Source organism: Enterococcus sp. AZ011 (genome assembly GCF_050548355.1).
Taxonomy (GTDB): domain Bacteria; phylum Bacillota; class Bacilli; order Lactobacillales; family Enterococcaceae; genus Enterococcus; species Enterococcus faecalis.
In genome coordinates this window covers 1,923,870-1,942,255 of the sequence record NZ_CP172959.1, presented here as the reverse complement: position 1 = coordinate 1,942,255, position 18,386 = coordinate 1,923,870, and the positions used below count along the sequence as shown (strand labels likewise).

General features: G+C 37.4%; 16 protein-coding genes and 1 riboswitch. Of the genes, 15 read left to right on the top strand and 1 reads right to left on the bottom strand.

Features of this window, described 5'->3' with window-relative positions; genetic code table 11:
* The first annotated feature begins 81 nt into the window (after positions 1–81).
* The 6 genes from IGL36_RS09350 (at position 82) to asnS (ending at position 9,306) form a co-directional block, all read left to right on the top strand.
* Positions 82–1,539: an amino acid permease gene (locus tag IGL36_RS09350; protein ID WP_002356790.1), complete on the top strand. Its 1,458-nt coding sequence runs from the start codon at positions 82–84 to the stop codon at positions 1,537–1,539.
* Between the two features lie 219 nt (positions 1,540–1,758).
* Positions 1,759–3,135, top strand: a complete 1,377-nt coding sequence (locus IGL36_RS09345) for a hypothetical protein (protein ID WP_002398038.1) — start codon at positions 1,759–1,761, stop codon at positions 3,133–3,135.
* A 180-nt stretch (positions 3,136–3,315) separates the two neighbouring features.
* A complete protein-coding gene (locus IGL36_RS09340; protein WP_002398039.1) occupies positions 3,316–6,105 on the top strand; it encodes an ATP-dependent DNA helicase DinG in 2,790 nt (929 codons plus the stop codon).
* Positions 6,106–6,180: 75 nt separating this feature from the next.
* Positions 6,181–6,699, top strand: a complete 519-nt coding sequence (locus IGL36_RS09335; RefSeq protein ID WP_002382785.1) for a DUF5590 domain-containing protein — start codon at positions 6,181–6,183, stop codon at positions 6,697–6,699.
* Positions 6,700–6,737: 38 nt separating this feature from the next.
* Positions 6,738–7,937 (top strand): pyridoxal phosphate-dependent aminotransferase, encoded by a 1,200-nt coding sequence (locus IGL36_RS09330; RefSeq protein WP_002359774.1) that lies wholly within the window; start codon positions 6,738–6,740, stop codon positions 7,935–7,937.
* 16 nt (positions 7,938–7,953) lie between these two features.
* Positions 7,954–9,306, top strand: coding sequence for an asparagine--tRNA ligase (asnS, locus tag IGL36_RS09325; protein ID WP_002376912.1), 1,353 nt, complete (start codon positions 7,954–7,956; stop codon positions 9,304–9,306).
* 46 nt (positions 9,307–9,352) lie between these two features.
* Here asnS and IGL36_RS09320 read toward each other — a convergent pair whose 3' ends face one another.
* Positions 9,353–10,312 carry a Gfo/Idh/MocA family protein gene (locus IGL36_RS09320; protein ID WP_002398041.1) on the bottom strand — a complete coding sequence of 320 codons (960 nt, stop codon included), beginning with the start codon at positions 10,310–10,312 and terminating at the stop codon, positions 9,353–9,355.
* A 166-nt stretch (positions 10,313–10,478) separates the two neighbouring features.
* On the opposite strand from IGL36_RS09320, the gene IGL36_RS09315 reads away from it, so the two are divergent.
* From IGL36_RS09315 to IGL36_RS09275, 9 genes are all read left to right on the top strand, one after another.
* Positions 10,479–11,003, top strand: coding sequence for a hypothetical protein (locus tag IGL36_RS09315; RefSeq protein WP_002398042.1), 525 nt, complete (start codon positions 10,479–10,481; stop codon positions 11,001–11,003).
* Positions 11,004–11,062: 59 nt separating this feature from the next.
* Complete coding sequence (locus IGL36_RS09310) at positions 11,063–11,242, top strand: hypothetical protein (RefSeq protein WP_002384259.1); 180 nt, start codon at positions 11,063–11,065, stop codon at positions 11,240–11,242.
* Positions 11,243–11,341: 99 nt separating this feature from the next.
* On the top strand, positions 11,342–11,983 hold the full coding sequence (locus IGL36_RS09305) for a glycoside hydrolase family 73 protein (protein ID WP_002366997.1): 642 nt from the start codon (positions 11,342–11,344) through the stop codon (positions 11,981–11,983).
* 19 nt (positions 11,984–12,002) lie between these two features.
* A complete protein-coding gene (locus IGL36_RS09300) occupies positions 12,003–12,689 on the top strand; it encodes a hypothetical protein (protein ID WP_010717092.1) in 687 nt (228 codons plus the stop codon).
* 148 nt (positions 12,690–12,837) lie between these two features.
* A riboswitch (purine riboswitch) is annotated at positions 12,838–12,935 on the top strand.
* Between the two features lie 154 nt (positions 12,936–13,089).
* Complete coding sequence (locus IGL36_RS09295; RefSeq protein WP_002356804.1) at positions 13,090–13,671, top strand: xanthine phosphoribosyltransferase; 582 nt, start codon at positions 13,090–13,092, stop codon at positions 13,669–13,671.
* 2 nt (positions 13,672–13,673) lie between these two features.
* Complete coding sequence (locus IGL36_RS09290; protein WP_002382793.1) at positions 13,674–14,993, top strand: nucleobase:cation symporter-2 family protein; 1,320 nt, start codon at positions 13,674–13,676, stop codon at positions 14,991–14,993.
* A 327-nt stretch (positions 14,994–15,320) separates the two neighbouring features.
* Positions 15,321–16,436 (top strand): 5-(carboxyamino)imidazole ribonucleotide synthase, encoded by a 1,116-nt coding sequence (purK, locus tag IGL36_RS09285; RefSeq protein ID WP_078122604.1) that lies wholly within the window; start codon positions 15,321–15,323, stop codon positions 16,434–16,436.
* A gap of 42 nt (positions 16,437–16,478) precedes the next feature.
* Entirely contained in the window at positions 16,479–17,774 is a 1,296-nt protein-coding gene (gene purB, locus IGL36_RS09280) for an adenylosuccinate lyase (RefSeq protein WP_002356808.1), read from the top strand.
* A 183-nt stretch (positions 17,775–17,957) separates the two neighbouring features.
* On the top strand, positions 17,958–18,329 hold the full coding sequence (locus tag IGL36_RS09275) for a DoxX family protein (RefSeq protein WP_002359784.1): 372 nt from the start codon (positions 17,958–17,960) through the stop codon (positions 18,327–18,329).
* Positions 18,330–18,386 lie beyond the last annotated feature (57 nt).

The window sequence follows — 18,386 nt, the reverse complement described above, 5'->3', positions numbered from 1 at the left end:
TGTTGAGCTTGTGCATAAAAAGTAAAATGCTTATGATAAATGAAGAGCTTTATTTTTTTTAATAAGAAAGGAATTGGTTATATGGACAAAAAGCAATTACGATGGTTCACCGTCGGGTTAATTGCCTTTAACATGGTCTGGGGTCTTGGAAATGTTGTGAATAATTATGCACAACAAGGGATTTCAGTGGTCACTTCATGGCTTTTGATTTTAGTTTTATATTTTATTCCCTATGCGTTAATCGTAGGACAGTTAGGTTCAACATTTAAAGACAGCAATGGTGGAGTTAGTTCGTGGGTGCAAAATACCAGTACTAAACGTCTAGCCTATTATGCAGCATGGACTTATTGGGTAGTGCACATTCCTTACTTGGCACAAAAACCACAAGCAATTTTAATTGCCTTAGGTTGGGCAGTTCAAGGGAATGGAAACTTAGTCAATACGATGCCAATCGTAACGGTATCATTTATTTCATTAATAATTTTCTTGGTTTTCTTGTTATTATCAACAAAAGGGTTAACCACCTTAAAAGTTATTGGTGGTTTAGCTGGAACCGCCATGTTTGTGATGTCTATTTTATTTATTTTATTAGCGGTAGGCGCACCATTTATTAATTCAACGGTTGAATTTGCGACGCCAAACATGTCACAAGTCAGCACCTACATTCCTAAATTTGACTTTAGTTATTTTACAACCGTATCAATGTTAGTTTTTGCGGTAGGTGGCGCTGAAAAAATTTCTCCTTACGTAAATGCAACTAAAAATCCAGCCAAAGAGTTCCCTAAAGGAATGATTTTCCTAGCAGCAATGGTTGGTTTATCGGCTGTTTTAGGTTCATTTGCAATGGGAATGTTATTCTCAAGTGACAATATTCCTAAAGATTTAATGGCAAATGGTGCCTATAGTGCCTTCCAAAAATTAGGCGCGTATTATGGTGTCGGTAATCTCTTAATGATTGTTTATGCGTTAACGAATACAGTGGGTCAAGTGGCTGCGTTAGCCTTTTCAATTGATGCTCCACTGAAAATTCTTTTAGCTGAAGCAGATCCAGAATTTGTTCCAAGTTGGTTACGTAAACGTACGAAAAAAGGTACGTTAATTAATGGTTACCTATTAACAGGTATTTTAGTAAGTATTATTATCGCTTTACCGATGTTTGGGTTGAAGGACATGAACGAAGTGGTTAAATGGCTAACTAACTTAAATTCTGTAGTTATGCCAATGCGTTACTTATGGGTCTTCTTTGCCTATATGCTTCTAAACAAAGCATACAAACAATTTAATTCAGAATATAAATTTGTTAAAAATCCTAAAATTGGTTTTGTGTTTGGTCTTTGGTGTTTCCTATTTACAGCCTTTGCTTGTATCCTAGGAATGGTGCCTAAATTTGAGTATGCTTCAGACCCTCAAGGCTGGTTGTTCCAATTAGCTTCTAACATTGTGACACCAATCGTCTTAATTCTATTAGGAATGATTTTACCAGCAATTGCACGTCGCGAGAAAAAAGACACGATTTTGCCAATTGATTCAGCAGAATAATTGGTTGCATGTTTCAAGGATAAAATAGTCAGTTTAAGTATTTTGCGTGAGATAAATGGTCAATAGGACTGTTTGTCTCACGTTTTTTTTCTGTCGATTTTTCTCTAAAATTTCTATGGTCTCTTAAAAATATGAGAAAATCAGAAGAATTTCTCCTGTATACTAAAAGTATCTATCATTAAAAAATGGTTATTAACGGAGAAAAAGGAAGTGAATCTCATGACTAAAACACTTGAAACACAACCAGAAGAGAAAACGGTCTTTCTTTGTAAAGAAACGAATCCAGATTTTTTAGGACGAGAAATTTATGCGGATAATGTTGAAACACCGTATAATTTTTACTTAATTCGCAAGCTTTATTTAGCGAAAGAGTACCAAAATTTAGCAGAAGGGGAACAATTTTTTGAGGCATTATGTGAAAGTTGGGATGAATCAGAACAGTTTGAAGAGTTAATTGTTAAAAAGATTTATGTCTATGTTGAAACGGAGTTAATGTACTACACTGTTTATTTTGGAAGCTTTGAGCCGACCACTCGTGACTTACGATTCGCACTGAAACAATGGATGTATGAAATACCGACAAATAAAAATAAAAAAACAGTCCGTATGAATGAAACCAATGTGCAAGTAGTGCCGCAAGAAAATCAATTAACGGAATTAGCTGGTGAAATTGCTGTCTTACGTGAAATGTTGACACTTTTAAAAGAAAATTTAGCCTCCTTAAATGAAGCCGTTAATCAAACGAGAAATCCCATCATTTCTAGACAAATAAAAACGATCCATTTGAAAAGAGCTTCTCCTGTGATAGCCGCAGAACAGGCATCGCTGAAAGTATCAGAGGATACTAATCTGGAACAACCAGACGTCAATCTATCGCCTGATAATCTGGAAAATCAAGAAGGTGAAACAACTGTAGCAACAAGTGAAGCAGTGCTTCCCGTTAACAAACTAGTACTTGAAGAACCAGCGAAAGAACCAGTGTTATCTGAACCAGCGCCAATTAAAGAAGCACAGCCAGAAAAAAAACAAGAAAACCAGCAGAGCACTGCGGCAAAACCTTTATTTACTTTTCCACAAGAAACAGAAAAAAGCTCGCTAAATTCAGTAAATAAGTCTGCCGAAAAAGAAGAGGAGCAGAAGCCAGAAAAAGAAGCTGTCTCTATGGAAAGTGAGAAAGAAAATTCATCAAGTCGGACAATTCCTGCGGACTTTCAACGACAATTGGACGAATTAGAAGAGGAAATTTATCGTCGCTTTATGAGTCGCCAGTTAGAGGATACTGATGGAAATCAAGCAGTACCGAAAATAACGATTGAAAAAAGACAGTTAGAAGCACAAATGTTTGAAGCAAAAGCATTCTCACAATCATTTAAACAAGTTCAAAAGAAAAAGGCAGGAGACGTGCGAATTTGCAATCAGTTAAGTTGTATGAAATTAGAAAAAGGATTAGATAAATTTTTAGACGAAGTTACAGAATATGTTGAAAAGCGGACACTATTTAATAAAAAGGTTCGTTGTCCGCTACCAGTAATCAGAGAATTGGAAGGCTATGGGCAATTAAACCAGTATATGCAGAAAATCCTTGACTGTTATTAATCGTTTATTTAGGAGAAGGTAAGACAAAACCGTTCAGTTTATCAGCTTTTAAGCCTGAAACAAAAATCACTTTGGATTTTTGTTTCAGGCTCTTTCTTATTATTTCTGGAAAAGATTTCAAGAGAATTTTTGAAATACTAGTGAAAATCCTATAAATTGTAGTATAATTTTCAAAGATGAATGAAAGGCGTGAAGTCATTGAAAGACAAACAAGTGTATGCAGTAGTTGACCTTGAAACGACTGGAACAGATCCTACAAGTGATCGGATCATTCAGTTTGGATGCGTTCTCGTTCAAGATGGAAAGATTATTGCGAACTTTGCGACAGATGTGAATCCCAATCAAGTAGTACCAAAACAAATTCAAAGTTTAACGGGGATTAGTAATACGCAAGTTCAAAAAGCGCCTTATTTTGAAGATGTAGCACATACAATTTATCATTATCTGGAAGATACTATTTTTGTGGCGCATAACGTCCACTTTGATTATAATTTTTTAGCTCGTGAACTGGTACGGTGTGGCACGCCGCCACTTACTATTCCAGCCATTGATACAGTGGAATTGGCACAGATTTTTTTACCGACAGAAAAAAGTTTCCGTTTAAGTGATTTGTCGGAAAGCTTAGGTTTGTCTCATGAGAATCCCCATCAAGCAGATAGTGATGCGCAGGTTACAGCCGAACTTTTGTTATTAATTCAAGAAAAAATGAAATCTTTACCATTAGTCACTATGGAAAAAATTGCGGAATTAAGTCAACAGACAGCGCGGGAAACCAGTACTTTTATTCAACAAACGTATGAACAAATGAAAAAACAAGTCACACCATTAAATCCAGCTTATCAAGTGGTCAGTGGCATTGCTTTACGCAAAAAAGAAGTTCCTCTTTTTGAAGAAACGTTCTATCAGACTAGTACGTATCCCAAAACTAAAAAAGCCAAAGAAAAACTGTTTGGCGAACGTTTCGCTTATCGTGCGGAACAGAGTCGGATGATGAATTTAGTCTATGATCATTTTACAGAAGGAACGACAAAAGATTTATTTATTGAAGCGGCGACTGGAACGGGAAAAACATTAGGCTATCTGTTGCCGATGAGCTATTTAGCAACGCCAGAAAAACCAGTCATCATTTCAACAGTTTCGATTGTTTTACAAAATCAATTAGTGGAAAAAGATTTACCATTAGCCAATCAAATCTGCCAAGGGAAATTACGAGGCATTGTTATTAAAAGCCATCGACACTATCTTGATTTACAACGCTTTAAGGCAACGTTGAATCAGCCAACTCCGCAAAAACAATACGCTCTTTATCAAATGGGCGTTCTCGTCTGGTTGCTAGAAACAGAAACGGGCGATTTAGATGAACTACAATTGACGAATTTAAATCATTTATTCTGGAAAGAAGTTACACATCGCGGATTGGATTTTCTTTCAAAAAAAGATGAACTTTATGAAGTTGACTTTTTAAGACATCTGTATAAAAAAGTCGCTCAAAGTAACGTGTTGATTGTTAATCATGCATTTTTGGCGCAAGAGTCGCTAAGAAAACAACCGTTATTACCTGAAAGTCCGTGGCTAATTATTGATGAAGCACATCATTTACCAGACATCGCTAGTCGGATGGCGAGCGAACGAGTGAACAGCGTGATACTAAAAAAACAAGTCACGCATTTTATTGAAAAAGAACAACTTTTTGTTGCTTTACAGCAAATTTTTCAACAGTTTTCTGAAGAGCAGCGGCTTGTAAAAATTTATCAGCAAGGTTTACTGGATTTTGTGGATGAATGGCAAGATTTTCTTTTTGAACTGCATCGTTTATTTAGTAAAATGCAGAAGCGAATAGACCATCAGGAGTTGCTTTTAACCAAAGAACGTATTGATTATTTATCTGCTGCGGGAGAAAAACATAGTCAAACGCTCCAGCTTTTACTGCAGGAGCTGTTGACTATTCAAAGTAAGTTACAGCAAACAATTATGAGTCAGTTGGAAACCTTTAGTTTGGCTGATCGCATCGTTTTTGTTCGCTTGTTTCAATTTTTTGATGAAATTGAACGTATTCATCACTGTTTTACCATTTATCTTGATGATTGGCGTCCACGTTGGGTAAAAGAATATTTACCACAAAATGAAGACCATGGCTTGATTGAAATTCATGACTTAGAAGCTAGTTTGCTTCCTGAAACAAAGTGGTATCCGCGGTATGAACGAATTATTTATACAAGCGGCACATTGAAGTTTGGCAACAATAAAAAGTATTTACCGCAACGGTTAGGTTTAACAGAGGTGACGTTCAAAACCCTGCCAACGCCATATAACTATGCAGAAAATGCGCGAGTCTATGTACCGGAAGAAGCAGTAGCCATTCAAAATGCCTCTTCCTATGAAATGGGTCAATACATTTCAGATACCATTGAAAAATTGATGGCGCAAGAGGAACGTTCGATGTTGGTTCTTTTTACTTCGCATGAATTATTGTCCACCGTGTATCATCAAGTCCAGCCGAGATTATTGGAAAAAGGACAAGAGGTCCTCGCCCAAGGGATTAGCGGCAGTCGTGAAAAAATTCTTAAACGGTTCTCTAATGGAAAACCAAATGTCTTGCTAGGAGCCGATAGCTTTTGGGAAGGTGTGGACTTACCAGGAACAGCTTTACAGTTATTGATAGTCACGCGTTTACCTTTTGAAAACCCGAAACGACCACTTGTGCAAGCAAAATATGCGTATTTAGAAGCAGAAGGGATACAACCATTTGCTCAAGAAGCGGTACCGAAAGCAGCCTTACGTTTGCGACAAGCACTGGGCCGTTTAATCCGTTCTGAAGAAGACAGAGGGGCATTGCTGATTCTGGATCGTCGTTTAGTCACTGCAAAATATGGCAAACGATTAATCAAAGCGTTTCCTAAGGGACTCTCAGTAAAAGAAGCGCCCATGCCTGAAATTTTAGAAGAATTAAAGGAATTTTTAAACAAATAATCGATTATTTTTAGGTCATATTTGTGAAAGGCCGCTATTTTTCTGCTATAATAAGACCCAGTAAGTTTAGAGAGGATGGAAGGATTTTTGGAGGAATTAGAAGAAAAGAAAGAGAAGAAACGGATTACTGTCCTTTTAACCCTATTGGCAATCCTTTTAGCAATTCTTGTAACAATAATTATCTTTTTTGTACGAACCAATCAACCAATGGCTCAAGCCAAAAAAGAAGCAACCGCAATTGCCAAAACTTCTGCTAATTTAGAAACAGTTGATAAATTTTACTGGTTTACACGCAAAAATACGTATTTTACTTTAACCGGCAAAAATGATAAAGGCACAGAGATTGTCGTGATTGTCCCTAAATCGGGAGAAAAAGTCACGGTCTTAAATCAAAAAGATGGTCAAACTGAACAACAAATAACAGACATTGTTGCTAAAGCCCATCCCGATGAATCGGTGATGAAAGCTACGTTAGGGCTTTATGATAAGCGCCCTGCATGGGAAGTGGTCACCGAAAATGATCAAGGAGTACTAACATATTATCTTATGAGCTTTGATAAAGGCGAAGAGATCAACGTTGTCAAAGATATTTAATTTAGATAGGTTTTGATGAAAGTGGGAGTGAAAGGTGTATGAACGTATCAAATCGAGCACAGCAATTGACTCCTTCTGTTACATTAGCAGCTGCCGCCAAGGCGAAAGCATTAAAAGCAAAAGGTGTAGATGTTTTAAGCTTAACGGTTGGGGAACCAGATTTTGTAACCCCGAAAAATATTCAAAAAGCAGCAATTGCTTCAATTGAGGATGGAAGAGCAAGTTATTACACACCTTCTGGCGGCATTCCTGAATTAAAGCAAGCAATTGTCTCTTATGTGGAACGAGAATATCAACTTCGTTATCAACCCAAGCAAGTTATTGTGACAGATGGTGCCAAATATGCGCTGTATCTATTATTTCAAGCCATTTTGAACGTTGGGGACGAAGTGATTATCCCTGTCCCTTATTGGGTAAGTTATGGTGAACAAGTCAAATTAGCAGAAGGCAAGCCAGTATTTGTATCAAGCACGCAAGAGCAATCATTTAAAGTGTCAGTCGCACAATTAGAAGCTGTACGAACGGACAAAACAAAAGCAATCATTTTAAATTCACCATCTAACCCAACTGGTGTTATTTATACGGAAGAAGAATTACGCCAAATTGGTGAATGGGCAGTTGCTCATAATATCCTCATTATTGCAGATGATATTTATGGTCGTTTGGTGTACAATGGACATCGGTTCACACCAATTGCAACCATCTCAGAAGCAATTCGTCAACAGACAATCATTATTAATGGTGTTTCCAAAACATATGCAATGACAGGCTGGCGCATTGGTTTTGCAGTCGGTGATGAAAAAATTATTCAAGCAATGACACAACTCGCTTCACAATCCACCAGTAATCCAGTCGCAGTTAGCCAATATGCGGCAATTGAGGCTTTAACAGGTGAACAGTCGACAGTTGAAGACATGCGTCAGGCCTTTGAAAAACGCCTGAATCATATCTATCCAAAAGTAGCAGCTTTGCCAGGTGTTTCGCTAATAAAACCTGAAGGCGCCTTTTATCTATTCCCGAATGTCAAAAAAACGTTAGAAATTTGTGGGTATGATAACGTGACTAACTGGGTGGAAGATTTATTACAAGAAGCGCATGTTGCTCTGGTAACGGGAGAGGGCTTTGGTGCACCAGAACATGTGCGGATGAGCTATGCGACAGATTTAATGACGTTAGAAAAAGCGATTGAGCGAATGAATGACTTTATAGAAAAGAAACGAATTCAGCACAACGCCTAAAAGAATAAACTAAGAAATGAACGGAGAGACAAACGTGGAACAAATTCAAATTATTGATTCAAACAAACATGTTGGAGAAACAGTAAAAATTGGCGCTTGGATTGCTAACAAACGCTCAAGCGGGAAAATTGCCTTTTTACAATTACGTGACGGGACAGCCTTTTTCCAAGGTGTCGTGTTCAAACCAAACTTCATTGAAGCCTTTGGTGAAGAAGCTGGTACAGAAAAATTCCAAGAAATTAAACATTTATCACAAGAAACAGCAGTCATGGTTACTGGTGTTATCAAAGAAGATAGCCGTTCTAAATTCGGCTATGAAATGGATATCACTGATTTAGAAGTCGTTGGCGCTTCAGAAGATTACCCAATTACGCCGAAAGAACACGGCACAGATTTCTTAATGGATCATCGTCATTTATGGTTACGTTCAAGCAAACAACATGCGATCATGTTAGTTCGTAACGAAATTATTCGTGCTACTTACGAGTTCTTTAACGAACAAGGATTCATTAAAATTGATAGCCCAATTTTAACAGGCTCAGCACCAGAAGGCACAACAGAATTATTTGAAACAGATTACTTCGGACAACCAGCATTCTTATCACAAACAGGTCAATTATATGCAGAAGCTGGTGCGATGGCATTTGGAAAAGTCTTTACTTTTGGACCAACTTTCCGTGCGGAAAAATCCAAAACTCGTCGTCACTTAACGGAATTCTGGATGATTGAACCAGAAATGGCATACACAACTCATGAAGAATCACTAGATATTCAAGAAGCCTACGTAAAACATTTAATTAAATCGGTATTGAAAAATCAACAATATCCATTGGATGTTTTAGAACGTGATACAGCGTTACTGGAAAAATATGTTTCGGAGCCATTCAAACGTATTACTTACGATGATGCGATTGAGTTATTACAAAAAGAAGAAGCAAACAATGATTATGATCACATTGAATGGGGCGAAGACTTTGGTAGCCCACATGAAACCTTTATTTCAAATTACTATGGCGTTCCAACATTCATTTTAAATTATCCAAAAGCAATTAAAGCCTTCTATATGAAACCACATCCAACACGTGAAGATGTTGTAATTTGTGCCGATTTAATTGCACCAGAAGGTTATGGTGAAATTATCGGTGGTTCAGAGCGTGCAACTGATTATGATTATTTGAAAGAAAAAGTAGCTGAGTTTGGCTTATCAGAAGAAGAGTACAGCTGGTATTTAGATTTACGTAAATACGGTTCTGTGCCACATTCTGGCTTCGGATTAGGTTTAGAACGTGCTGTTACGTTCATTACTGGTAATGAACACATTCGTGAAGCGATTCCGTTCCCACGTATGTTAAACCGTATTTATCCATAGAGAACAAATAAAAAAGAGAACTTCAGCAAAAGCCGAAGTTCTTTTTTTAATTCTGCCATAATTTTTGCATCTGGTCCAAAATATCAATGACTTCTGTCGTGAAAAATAAGGAGCGGTTGGGTTGTGTACCTTTGATTGCTTCAACCATATTGTAGATTTCATAATTCATGACTTCAGCTGAGTACCCAGAAACGATGGTCTCAACCGTACCGTCATTGTAGTGAACAATCGCTTCATCTGCACGTGGATAATCTGTAATGGTAATATAGGCATCTTCAAAAGCAACAATTCCTTGCTTTGGCATTTTTGCTTGGAATGTTAATGAAATAGTAGCCAACTCATTTTCTTTATTCCGAAGCAATGTCACCGATTGTTCATCAACGCCAGTAGAGAAAGGAACCATGCTAGAAGCTAAAACGTCTGGCTGTGAGCTGAGAAACCAACGAGCAAACGAAACCGCATAAGTACCAATATCTAACAATGCGCCGCCTGCTAAGTCAGGATTAAAAAAGCGATTTTTAGGATCGGGTTCTTTGTAACTTCCAAATGGTGCTTGAATCATTTTTAACTGACCAAATTTGCCAGCATCCATCAAGCGACGTAATTCGTCGTATAGTGGCATGTTAAAAATAGTCATGGCTTCTGCTAAAATAAGGTCATTTTTTTCTGCAACTGCCAAGGCTTGTTTTAATTCTGCCGCGTTCATCGTAATAGCTTTTTCACACAACACATGTTTTCCGGCCTGGAGCGCTTTTAAAATGTGTTCAGCATGTTGTTTATTTGGCACTGCTATATAAACAACATCGATTGTTTCATCTGCTAGCAATTCTTCATAAGAACCATAGGCTTTAGGGATTGAATAATCAGCGGCAAATTGTTCTGCTTTAGACAATGTCCGTGAAGCAACAGCTACAAGTTGGCTAGTTTCTTGTTTAAACGTTGAAGCAAATTCGTGGGCAATCCCACCTAATCCTACGATGCCCCATTGATATAATTTTTTTGTCAAAAGAAGTCCTCCTAATCTATGCAATTTCTTCAAATCTTCTTCATTATTTATTATACTGTAAACAAGAGAAATTAGAAAACAAGGACAATTTTGTAAATATGATAAAATCCAGAGATAAAAAGATGCTTTTTTTAGAGAATTTCAGTAAAATAGAAAATGGAGGCGAATGATTATGCATCAAGTTTATGTAGATATTATTGTTGACGCAATTATTGAACAGTACCAAACAGAAGAAAATTTTTACTCCGCTTATCAAATTCAAGCAGCCGATTGGCAAGCTTGGAAAGAAGGAAAATTTGGTTTGGACAATGAAGTCATGCAAAAAATTAAGAATTTGTTTACGGATTATGAGTGGATGCTGACTCAAAAAATACTCCGCCAAACCATCTTATTTCCGGAAAAACGTAACCTAGCTGTTTCGGAATATAAACGGTTAAAAACAACAATTGCCAAAAAATGGCTACAATCTGATTTGGGCGTTGTAGAATTGATTCCTAACAATAAACAGGAACAAGAAATTGCTGCTGGTTATATTGATTTGAAAGTGACGCTGGCCTATGGCGAATGGGGTTTTGATGATATTATTACATTCCGGTTACCAGCTACGATTCAACGACAATTGGAAGGTTCAAAAGTTGAATTATTAGATTGGGTCAATGAAAATCTGATGGATACTTACGTAGGTGAATAACGAATAGGAAGGATGGTCTTTTGAAATACACAATTGCTGGGATTTTATCTGTGATTATTATGTTTGGTGCGGTAATTTTTGTCTTTTTTGGCAAAAAGCCAGTTGAAGAATCTGTTCACACATCAACTGAAACAACAGTGAAATCATCCACTAAAATTTCTGAAAGTAGTACAGTTTCTTCAACTGCTACCACTGAATCAAGTACTGAAATCACGAGCGTAAGCAGTGATGAAAGTTGATAATTTTCTGTGAAAATGATACAATTATTCGGTTATAGTAACAAATGAAATCAATCACGAAAGTGAAAGATAGTGAAACATTTTATCGGAAAATAAAAGATGAAGTGGGGAATTAATGAAGTGAGCAACTATCAGAAAAAAAGAAAAAAGCAGCTGAATTTGCCAAAGTTATTCTTAGGCGTAGTTGTCGTCGGTTTGGCCTTTGTCTTTTCGTTATCTGTCCTTTCTGATTCAGATAAGGGACAAAGCGAGTCAGTCAATCGCCAAAATGAAAACATCTCAAAAGAAGAATTTGTTGCTGAAATCACACCGTATGCACGTGAATTACAAGAATCTTACGGGGTATTACCAAGTATTATTATGGGGCAAGCAGTTTTAGAATCAAATTTTGGACAAAGTCAATTAGCATCGAAATATAACAATCTTTTTGGGATTAAAGCATATGGGAATCAACCAAAAGTCAATTTAGAAACAAAAGAGTATGTCAATGAGGTCTGGATTACGATTCAGGGTGATTTTCGAGTTTATGACAATTGGGAAGAATCCATGCGAGATCATACCAAGTTATTTGTTGATGGGGTCGATTGGGATCCAAATTTATATGAAAAAGTCTTGTTAGCCAAAAATTATAAAGAGGCTGCACAAGCGCTTCAAGATGCTGGATACGCAACGGATCCTACATACGCTGATAAGATCATTCATGTAATTGAAGAATACAATTTAAATAAATACGACCGTTAAGCATGGAGGAACGATGACAATGAGCGAAAAGTGGATTCCAGAAATTATGACGCCGCTGAAACAAGATATTGTAAAAATGCCAGAGATTATTCGGCAAGCCAGTGGTATTAAAATTTTTGGCCGTAAAATAAAATCAATTATTTTTACGACAGATATTGCGATTATCCGCAATACGGATGCACAGGCAGTGATTGCTGTATATCCTTTTACACCGCATCCAGCGATTACAAAAGGCATTATTGAAGCAGCGGATATTCCTGTCTTTTCAGGAGTCGGCGGCGGTTTAACGCAAGGCATGCGTTCTGCTTATATGAGTTTATTTGCAGAAGCACAAGGCTCAATGGGTGTCGTTTTGAATGGTCCTACACCAATTGAAACAATTAAAATGGTGGATGAAGCAATCGATATTCCTATTATCAGCACAGTAACTTCTATTCATACGCCAATTGATGAAAAACTTGCGGCTGGCGTGGATATGATTAATATCAGTGCAGGAAAAGACACTGCAACCACTGTACGCTATTTCCGTGGCAAGTATCCAGAATTACCGATTATTGCAACAGGAGGACCAACTGAATCGAGTATTCATGAAACCATTATCGCCGGAGCGAATGCTATTACATATACGCCCCCTAGTAACGGTGAATTATTCAGCAAAAAAATGAAAAAATATCGTGAACAAGAAAAAGCAACAGATGAAGAATAAAAAAACGCTTTGGCAGGATAGACTGCCAAAGCGTTTTTTGACTATTTAATGTTCGCTTTTACGGAACAATGGAAGAATGAACCAATTATTTGAAAATTCTAATGAAAAAAAGTTGTTAAACCATTGAAAGTTAGAGATTTTTGTACTATCCTAGAGAAACATAGAAGCTTGTATAAGGTCAAAATACGGTTGACCGTCTCTACCCAGCACCGTAAATGCTGGTCTATAAGTGAAGAAGAGCGGATAGCCCTTTTTTGCTTTGGCAAAATGGGCTTTTTTCTTTTGTTAGAACACGAATATAAATAGCACTTTGTTTTATTTCGTTCGTTTTTAACGAACCGTCCTTTCCTCAGGATGAGAACAAAGCATCTATCGAAAAATAAGTAAAGGAGTTCATATTGTGAAGGAATTAGTCGAACGTATTAAAAATGATGGCCGTGTATTAGGTGAAGGTGTTTTAAAAGTAGATAGTTTTATTACGCACCAAGTGGATCCAGAATTAATGGAGGCTATGGGTAATCGTTTTGCTGAGGTTTTCGCAGAAGCAGGCATTACCAAAGTAATTACAATTGAAGCATCAGGAATCGCTCCTGCCTTATACGCAGCGCAAAAATTAGGCGTGCCAATGATCTTCGCTCGTAAGGCAAAAAGTTTAACCATGGATGAAGAGCTCTTAACGGCTTCAGTTTATTCATTTACAAAACAAGTGACAAGTCAAATTTCCATTTCAAGAAAATTTTTATCTGATGCTGATAAAGTGTTGATTATTGATGACTTTTTAGCTAACGGACAAGCTGCCAAAGGATTGGTAGAATTATGCCAACAGGCTGGTGCAAAGGTTGAAGGAATTGGTATCGTAATTGAAAAATCATTCCAAGATGGTCGTCAGTTATTAGAAGACATGGGCTTAAATGTAGTCTCTTTAGCACGTATTGCTTCATTAAGTGAAGGAACGGTGACGTTTTTAGAGGAGGATGCATAATCTTGGAAACAAAACAATTGAATACACCACAACAGACGGAAACACCAAATGGGAAAGCCGCCGTTTTAGGATTGCAACATTTATTAGCGATGTATGCTGGAGCAGTTGCCGTACCTTTATTAATCGGAACCGGCTTGAATTTTGATTCGCAACAAATGACGTATTTGATTTCAATCGATATTTTTATGTGCGGCGTTGCGACACTTTTACAATTAACGGTGAATAAGTTTTTTGGGATTGGCTTGCCAGTCGTTTTAGGTTGTGCCATTCAAGCAGTTGCGCCTTTAATCATGATTGGTACGAACAAAGGGGTTGGTGCAATTTACGGTTCAATTATTGCTTCGGGCATTTTTGTCGTTCTTATTGCAGGATTTTTCTCAAAAATTAAACGTCTATTTCCGCCTTTAGTCACCGGCACAGTCATTACAGTTATTGGTTTGACCTTAATTCCTGTTGCTGTTGAAAAAATGGGTGGCGGCTTAGCAACGGACAAAAGTTTTGGTGATCCTAAAAACTTGCTACTCGCATTTGTAACAATTGCCTTAATCATTGTTGTGCAAGTTTGGGGACGTGGCTTTATCAAGTCAATTGCCGTGTTAATCGGCCTAGTCGGCGGCACAATTTTAGCTGCGTTTCTGGGATTAGTGGATTTGTCTCCTGTTGGTCAAGCTACGTGGTTTCATTTTCCACAGCCATTTTATTTTGGCAAACCAACGTTTGATCTTTCTTCTATTGTGTTGATGATTATTATTTCAATTGTTAGTATGGTTGAATCAACAGGTGTTTATTTTGCCTTAGGAGATATTACAGGGAAGAAAATTGGCGAAGATGATTTACGTCGTGGGTATCATGCAGAAGGTTTAGCCGTCATTTTAGGGGGGATTTTTAATACGTTTCCTTATACAGGTTTCTCTCAAAATGTCGGGTTAGTTCAATTATCTGGGATCAAAACACGTCGACCAATTTATTTTTCTGCTTTTTTCTTAATTATTTTAGGCTTATTACCAAAAATTGGTGCGATGGCCCAAATTATCCCAGAGCCAGTTTTAGGCGGCGGAATGCTGGTTATGTTTGGAATGGTGGCTGTCCAAGGAATGCGTATGTTGTCAAAAGTTGACTACTCAAATGACAAAAATTTATTAATTATTGCCATCTCAATTGGCTTTGGTTTAGGCTTTAATATTATGCCGACGCTCTTTAATAAAGTACCAGAAACTGTTAGCATGTTTACTGGTAATGGAATTGTCATGAGCAGCATTACCGCAATTATTTTAAATCTTTTATTCAATGGTTTAAAAGAAACCTCAGAAAGTAACGAATAGTTTCAAAAAAGTATGATAGATAAGGTCAGGTGGCTTTTCTTTCATACTTTTTTGACCTCATCATCGTTTAGAAAAATTTAATGTTTTCATCAATCTGAAGAGAAAAAGAGAAAAAAGCTTGGTTACAAAGAGACGAGTAGTAAGTTACCGCTGTTTTATCCTAAAGTATGTTAATAAATTCTGATGAGAAAACCTAAGGGAAACACTGCTGGCACTTGAAGTTGAGCCTTTTTCCTTGTATCATGTAAAAAGAGCACTCTTAAAGGCTAGACTGCGACGAGAAACCGCAGAAGGATTTTAAGGATAAAACTGTGATGGAAAGTTGTGATGAACTTGGATAAACCACTATTACCTGGTCAAGTGATTGGTATCATTGGTGGCGGACATTTAGCAAAAATGATGGCCCTTAGTGCAAGAGAAATGGGGTTTCGAGTGGGTGTGCTAGATCCACAAATTGATTGTCCTGCTGCACAAGTTGCCGATTGGCAATTATTAGGAGCATATAATGATCCTGAAGCGTTAGAGAAATTGGCAAAACGTGCCCAAGTGATTACGTATGAATTTGAACATGCAGATGTTGATGCGTTAACAGCGATTCAACATTTAGCGAATATACCACAAGGAACAGACATTTTAGCGATTACGCAAGATCGCTTAATGGAAAAAAGTTTCTTGGAAGATAATAATATTGTGATTGCACCTTATGCAACGATTGTTAGTCCGACTGATATTCAAGAAGCAATTGATGGCATTGGTTATCCGTGTATCTTGAAGAATACGCGAGGGGAAGGTCGTTATGTACTACATAGTACTTCAGACTTAGCGCCATCCATGAATCTTCTGAGAGAAGGAACCTGTGTCTTGGAAGCTTGGATTCCTTACGAAAAAGAATTATCTGTTCTGATTTCTGGTAATGGTCGTGGCGAATTTGCGACATTTCCAGTTGTGGAAACAATTAAAAAAGAGCGTAAGCTACATGAAACGATTGCGCCAGCCCGAATTGATGACGAAGTCAGTGGCGAGTTGCAACGAATTGCTAAGGTGATTGCTAAAGCAGTTGGTTTAGTCGGCACCCTTTCAATTGAAATGTTTTATACAGAAACAGGCGGGATTTATGTAAATAAAATTTTACCTCGTCCAGAAGATGCTGGGAATTTTTCAATAGATGCTTGTTCTTTTAGCCAATATGATACGCATATTCGTGGTTTATGTAATTGGCCAATACCAACGATTCAACTGTTGTCAGAAGCGGTTACGGTCAATGTGCTTGGGAATGAAGCCTATGAAACGATGGACATTATTAATGAACATCCAGATTGGCATTTCCACTATTATGGCCATAGTGAAGCAAAAGCGCAACGAGCGATGGGGCATATTACTATATTAACCAAAGAAATCGATGAAACACTGGAAGAAATTAAAGAAACAAAGATTTGGTCGTAATTATTTTTCAAAAATTGAGGAGTAAAGAGGGGATAAGGTACAATGATTGATCGTTATACAAGACCCGAAATGGGCGCAATTTGGACAGATGAGAACCGCTACAAGGCATGGCTAGAAGTTGAAATTTTGGCGGATGAAGCTTGGGCAGAACTTGGCGAAATTCCTAAAGAAGATGTACAAAAAATCCGAGAAAATGCATCATTTGATGTTGCACGTATTTTAGAAATTGAAGCAGAAACACGTCATGATGTTGTCGCTTTTACCCGTGCCGTTTCAGAAACGCTTGGTGAAGAGCGAAAATGGGTGCACTATGGGTTAACCAGCACAGATGTTGTGGATACTGCCTATGGTTATCTATTGAAACAGGCGAATGATATTTTACGGAAAGATTTACAAACATTTACGGAGATTGTCGGAGCCAAAGCCAAAGAGTATAAACATACGGTCATGATGGGAAGAACGCATGGTGTTCATGCAGAACCGACTACATTTGGTTTGAAATTAGCGTTGTGGTATTCTGAAATGAAACGCAACATTGAACGTTTTGAACATGCAGCCAAAGGTGTCGAAGCAGGTAAAATCAGTGGAGCCGTAGGTACCTTTGCCAATATTTCACCATTTGTTGAAGAATATGTTTGCGAACATTTGGGGATCCGTGCTCAAGAGATTTCGACACAAGTTTTACCACGTGATTTACATGCAGAATATGTTTCTGCCATGGCATTAATTGCGACAAGTATTGAAAAATTTGCAACAGAAATTCGTGGTCTACAAAAATCAGAAACACGTGAAGTAGAAGAATTTTTTGCAAAAGGACAAAAAGGATCTTCGGCAATGCCGCATAAACGGAATCCAATTGGTTCTGAAAATATGACTGGTTTGGCACGTGTGATTCGTGGTCATGTCATTACTGCCTTTGAAAATGTGAGTTTATGGCATGAACGAGATATTTCTCACTCGTCTGCTGAACGGATTATTATTCCCGATACGACGATTTTGCTAAATTACATGTTGAATCGTTTTGGTAATATTGTCAAAAACTTAACGGTCTTCCCAGAAAATATGAAGCGTAACATGGATGCGACCTATGGACTAATTTATAGCCAACGTGTCTTGTTAAAATTGATTGACCATGGCATGACACGTGAAGAAGCGTATGATCTGGTCCAACCAAAAACAGCTTACGCATGGGATCATCAAACGGCGTTCCGTCCGTTGCTAGATGCGGATGAAAAAATTACATCTGTCTTATCAAAAGAAGAGCTAGATGATGCCTTTGATTACCATTATCATTTAAAAAATGTTGACACGATTTTTGAACGTGTTGGTTTAGGATAACAAGAAAGCGAGAAGAAGGATGATTCTTCTCGCTTTTCTCTTATAATGTTATAAACTGAAGGATTAAAAAACAAACGTATTGTTAAATACGTTTGTTTTTTTCTATACTTTTTTCGATTTATCCTTTATAATGTAACTTAAATGGTTACATTAACTATTTAATGCAAACAAAGGAGGAGAAGTATGGATAAACAACAGCGAGGCATTCAAGTGATTAGAATTTGGCTAGGGGTGACGATGCTAATTCATGGAGTGATGAAAGTAACGTCATTGGAAGATACTTTAGCGTTTTTTGCTAGTATTGGTTTGCCAAGTCTTTTTGTTTATGGTGTAGCAGCAATTGAATTAATTGGTGGATTATTTATGATTATTGGCTTTTTAATTCCTTTGGTATCAGTAGGATTCATAGCAGTTTTAGTCGGAGCTATTTTTTCTTTTGGTTTGGCAAGTGGTTTTAGTGGTTATGAGTACGAATTATTTTTAGCGATAACCAGTTTGGCTATTTTGGTTAGCTATGCCGATAAAAAGTATCTTACGTTAAAACTTTATTTTTAATAAATCAAAGCAATAAAGAGTTGGTCAAACCAGGTGTTATTGCGAAAAAAGCCCTAA

Coding starts and splice junctions, on each gene's coding strand:
- IGL36_RS09330 (WP_002359774.1), top strand. CDS start 6,738: ATGAACGTATCAAATCGAGCACAGCAATTGACTCCTTCTGTTACATTA.
- IGL36_RS09310 (WP_002384259.1), top strand. CDS start 11,063: ATGTTTGGTGCGGTAATTTTTGTCTTTTTTGGCAAAAAGCCAGTTGAA.
- IGL36_RS09315 (WP_002398042.1), top strand. CDS start 10,479: ATGATTATGCATCAAGTTTATGTAGATATTATTGTTGACGCAATTATT.
- IGL36_RS09345 (WP_002398038.1), top strand. CDS start 1,759: ATGACTAAAACACTTGAAACACAACCAGAAGAGAAAACGGTCTTTCTT.
- IGL36_RS09350 (WP_002356790.1), top strand. CDS start 82: ATGGACAAAAAGCAATTACGATGGTTCACCGTCGGGTTAATTGCCTTT.
- IGL36_RS09300 (WP_010717092.1), top strand. CDS start 12,003: ATGAGCGAAAAGTGGATTCCAGAAATTATGACGCCGCTGAAACAAGAT.
- purB (WP_002356808.1), top strand. CDS start 16,479: ATGATTGATCGTTATACAAGACCCGAAATGGGCGCAATTTGGACAGAT.
- IGL36_RS09275 (WP_002359784.1), top strand. CDS start 17,958: ATGGATAAACAACAGCGAGGCATTCAAGTGATTAGAATTTGGCTAGGG.
- IGL36_RS09305 (WP_002366997.1), top strand. CDS start 11,342: ATGAAGTGGGGAATTAATGAAGTGAGCAACTATCAGAAAAAAAGAAAA.
- asnS (WP_002376912.1), top strand. CDS start 7,954: ATGAACGGAGAGACAAACGTGGAACAAATTCAAATTATTGATTCAAAC.
- IGL36_RS09335 (WP_002382785.1), top strand. CDS start 6,181: ATGGAAGGATTTTTGGAGGAATTAGAAGAAAAGAAAGAGAAGAAACGG.
- purK (WP_078122604.1), top strand. CDS start 15,321: ATGAACTTGGATAAACCACTATTACCTGGTCAAGTGATTGGTATCATT.
- IGL36_RS09340 (WP_002398039.1), top strand. CDS start 3,316: ATGAAAGGCGTGAAGTCATTGAAAGACAAACAAGTGTATGCAGTAGTT.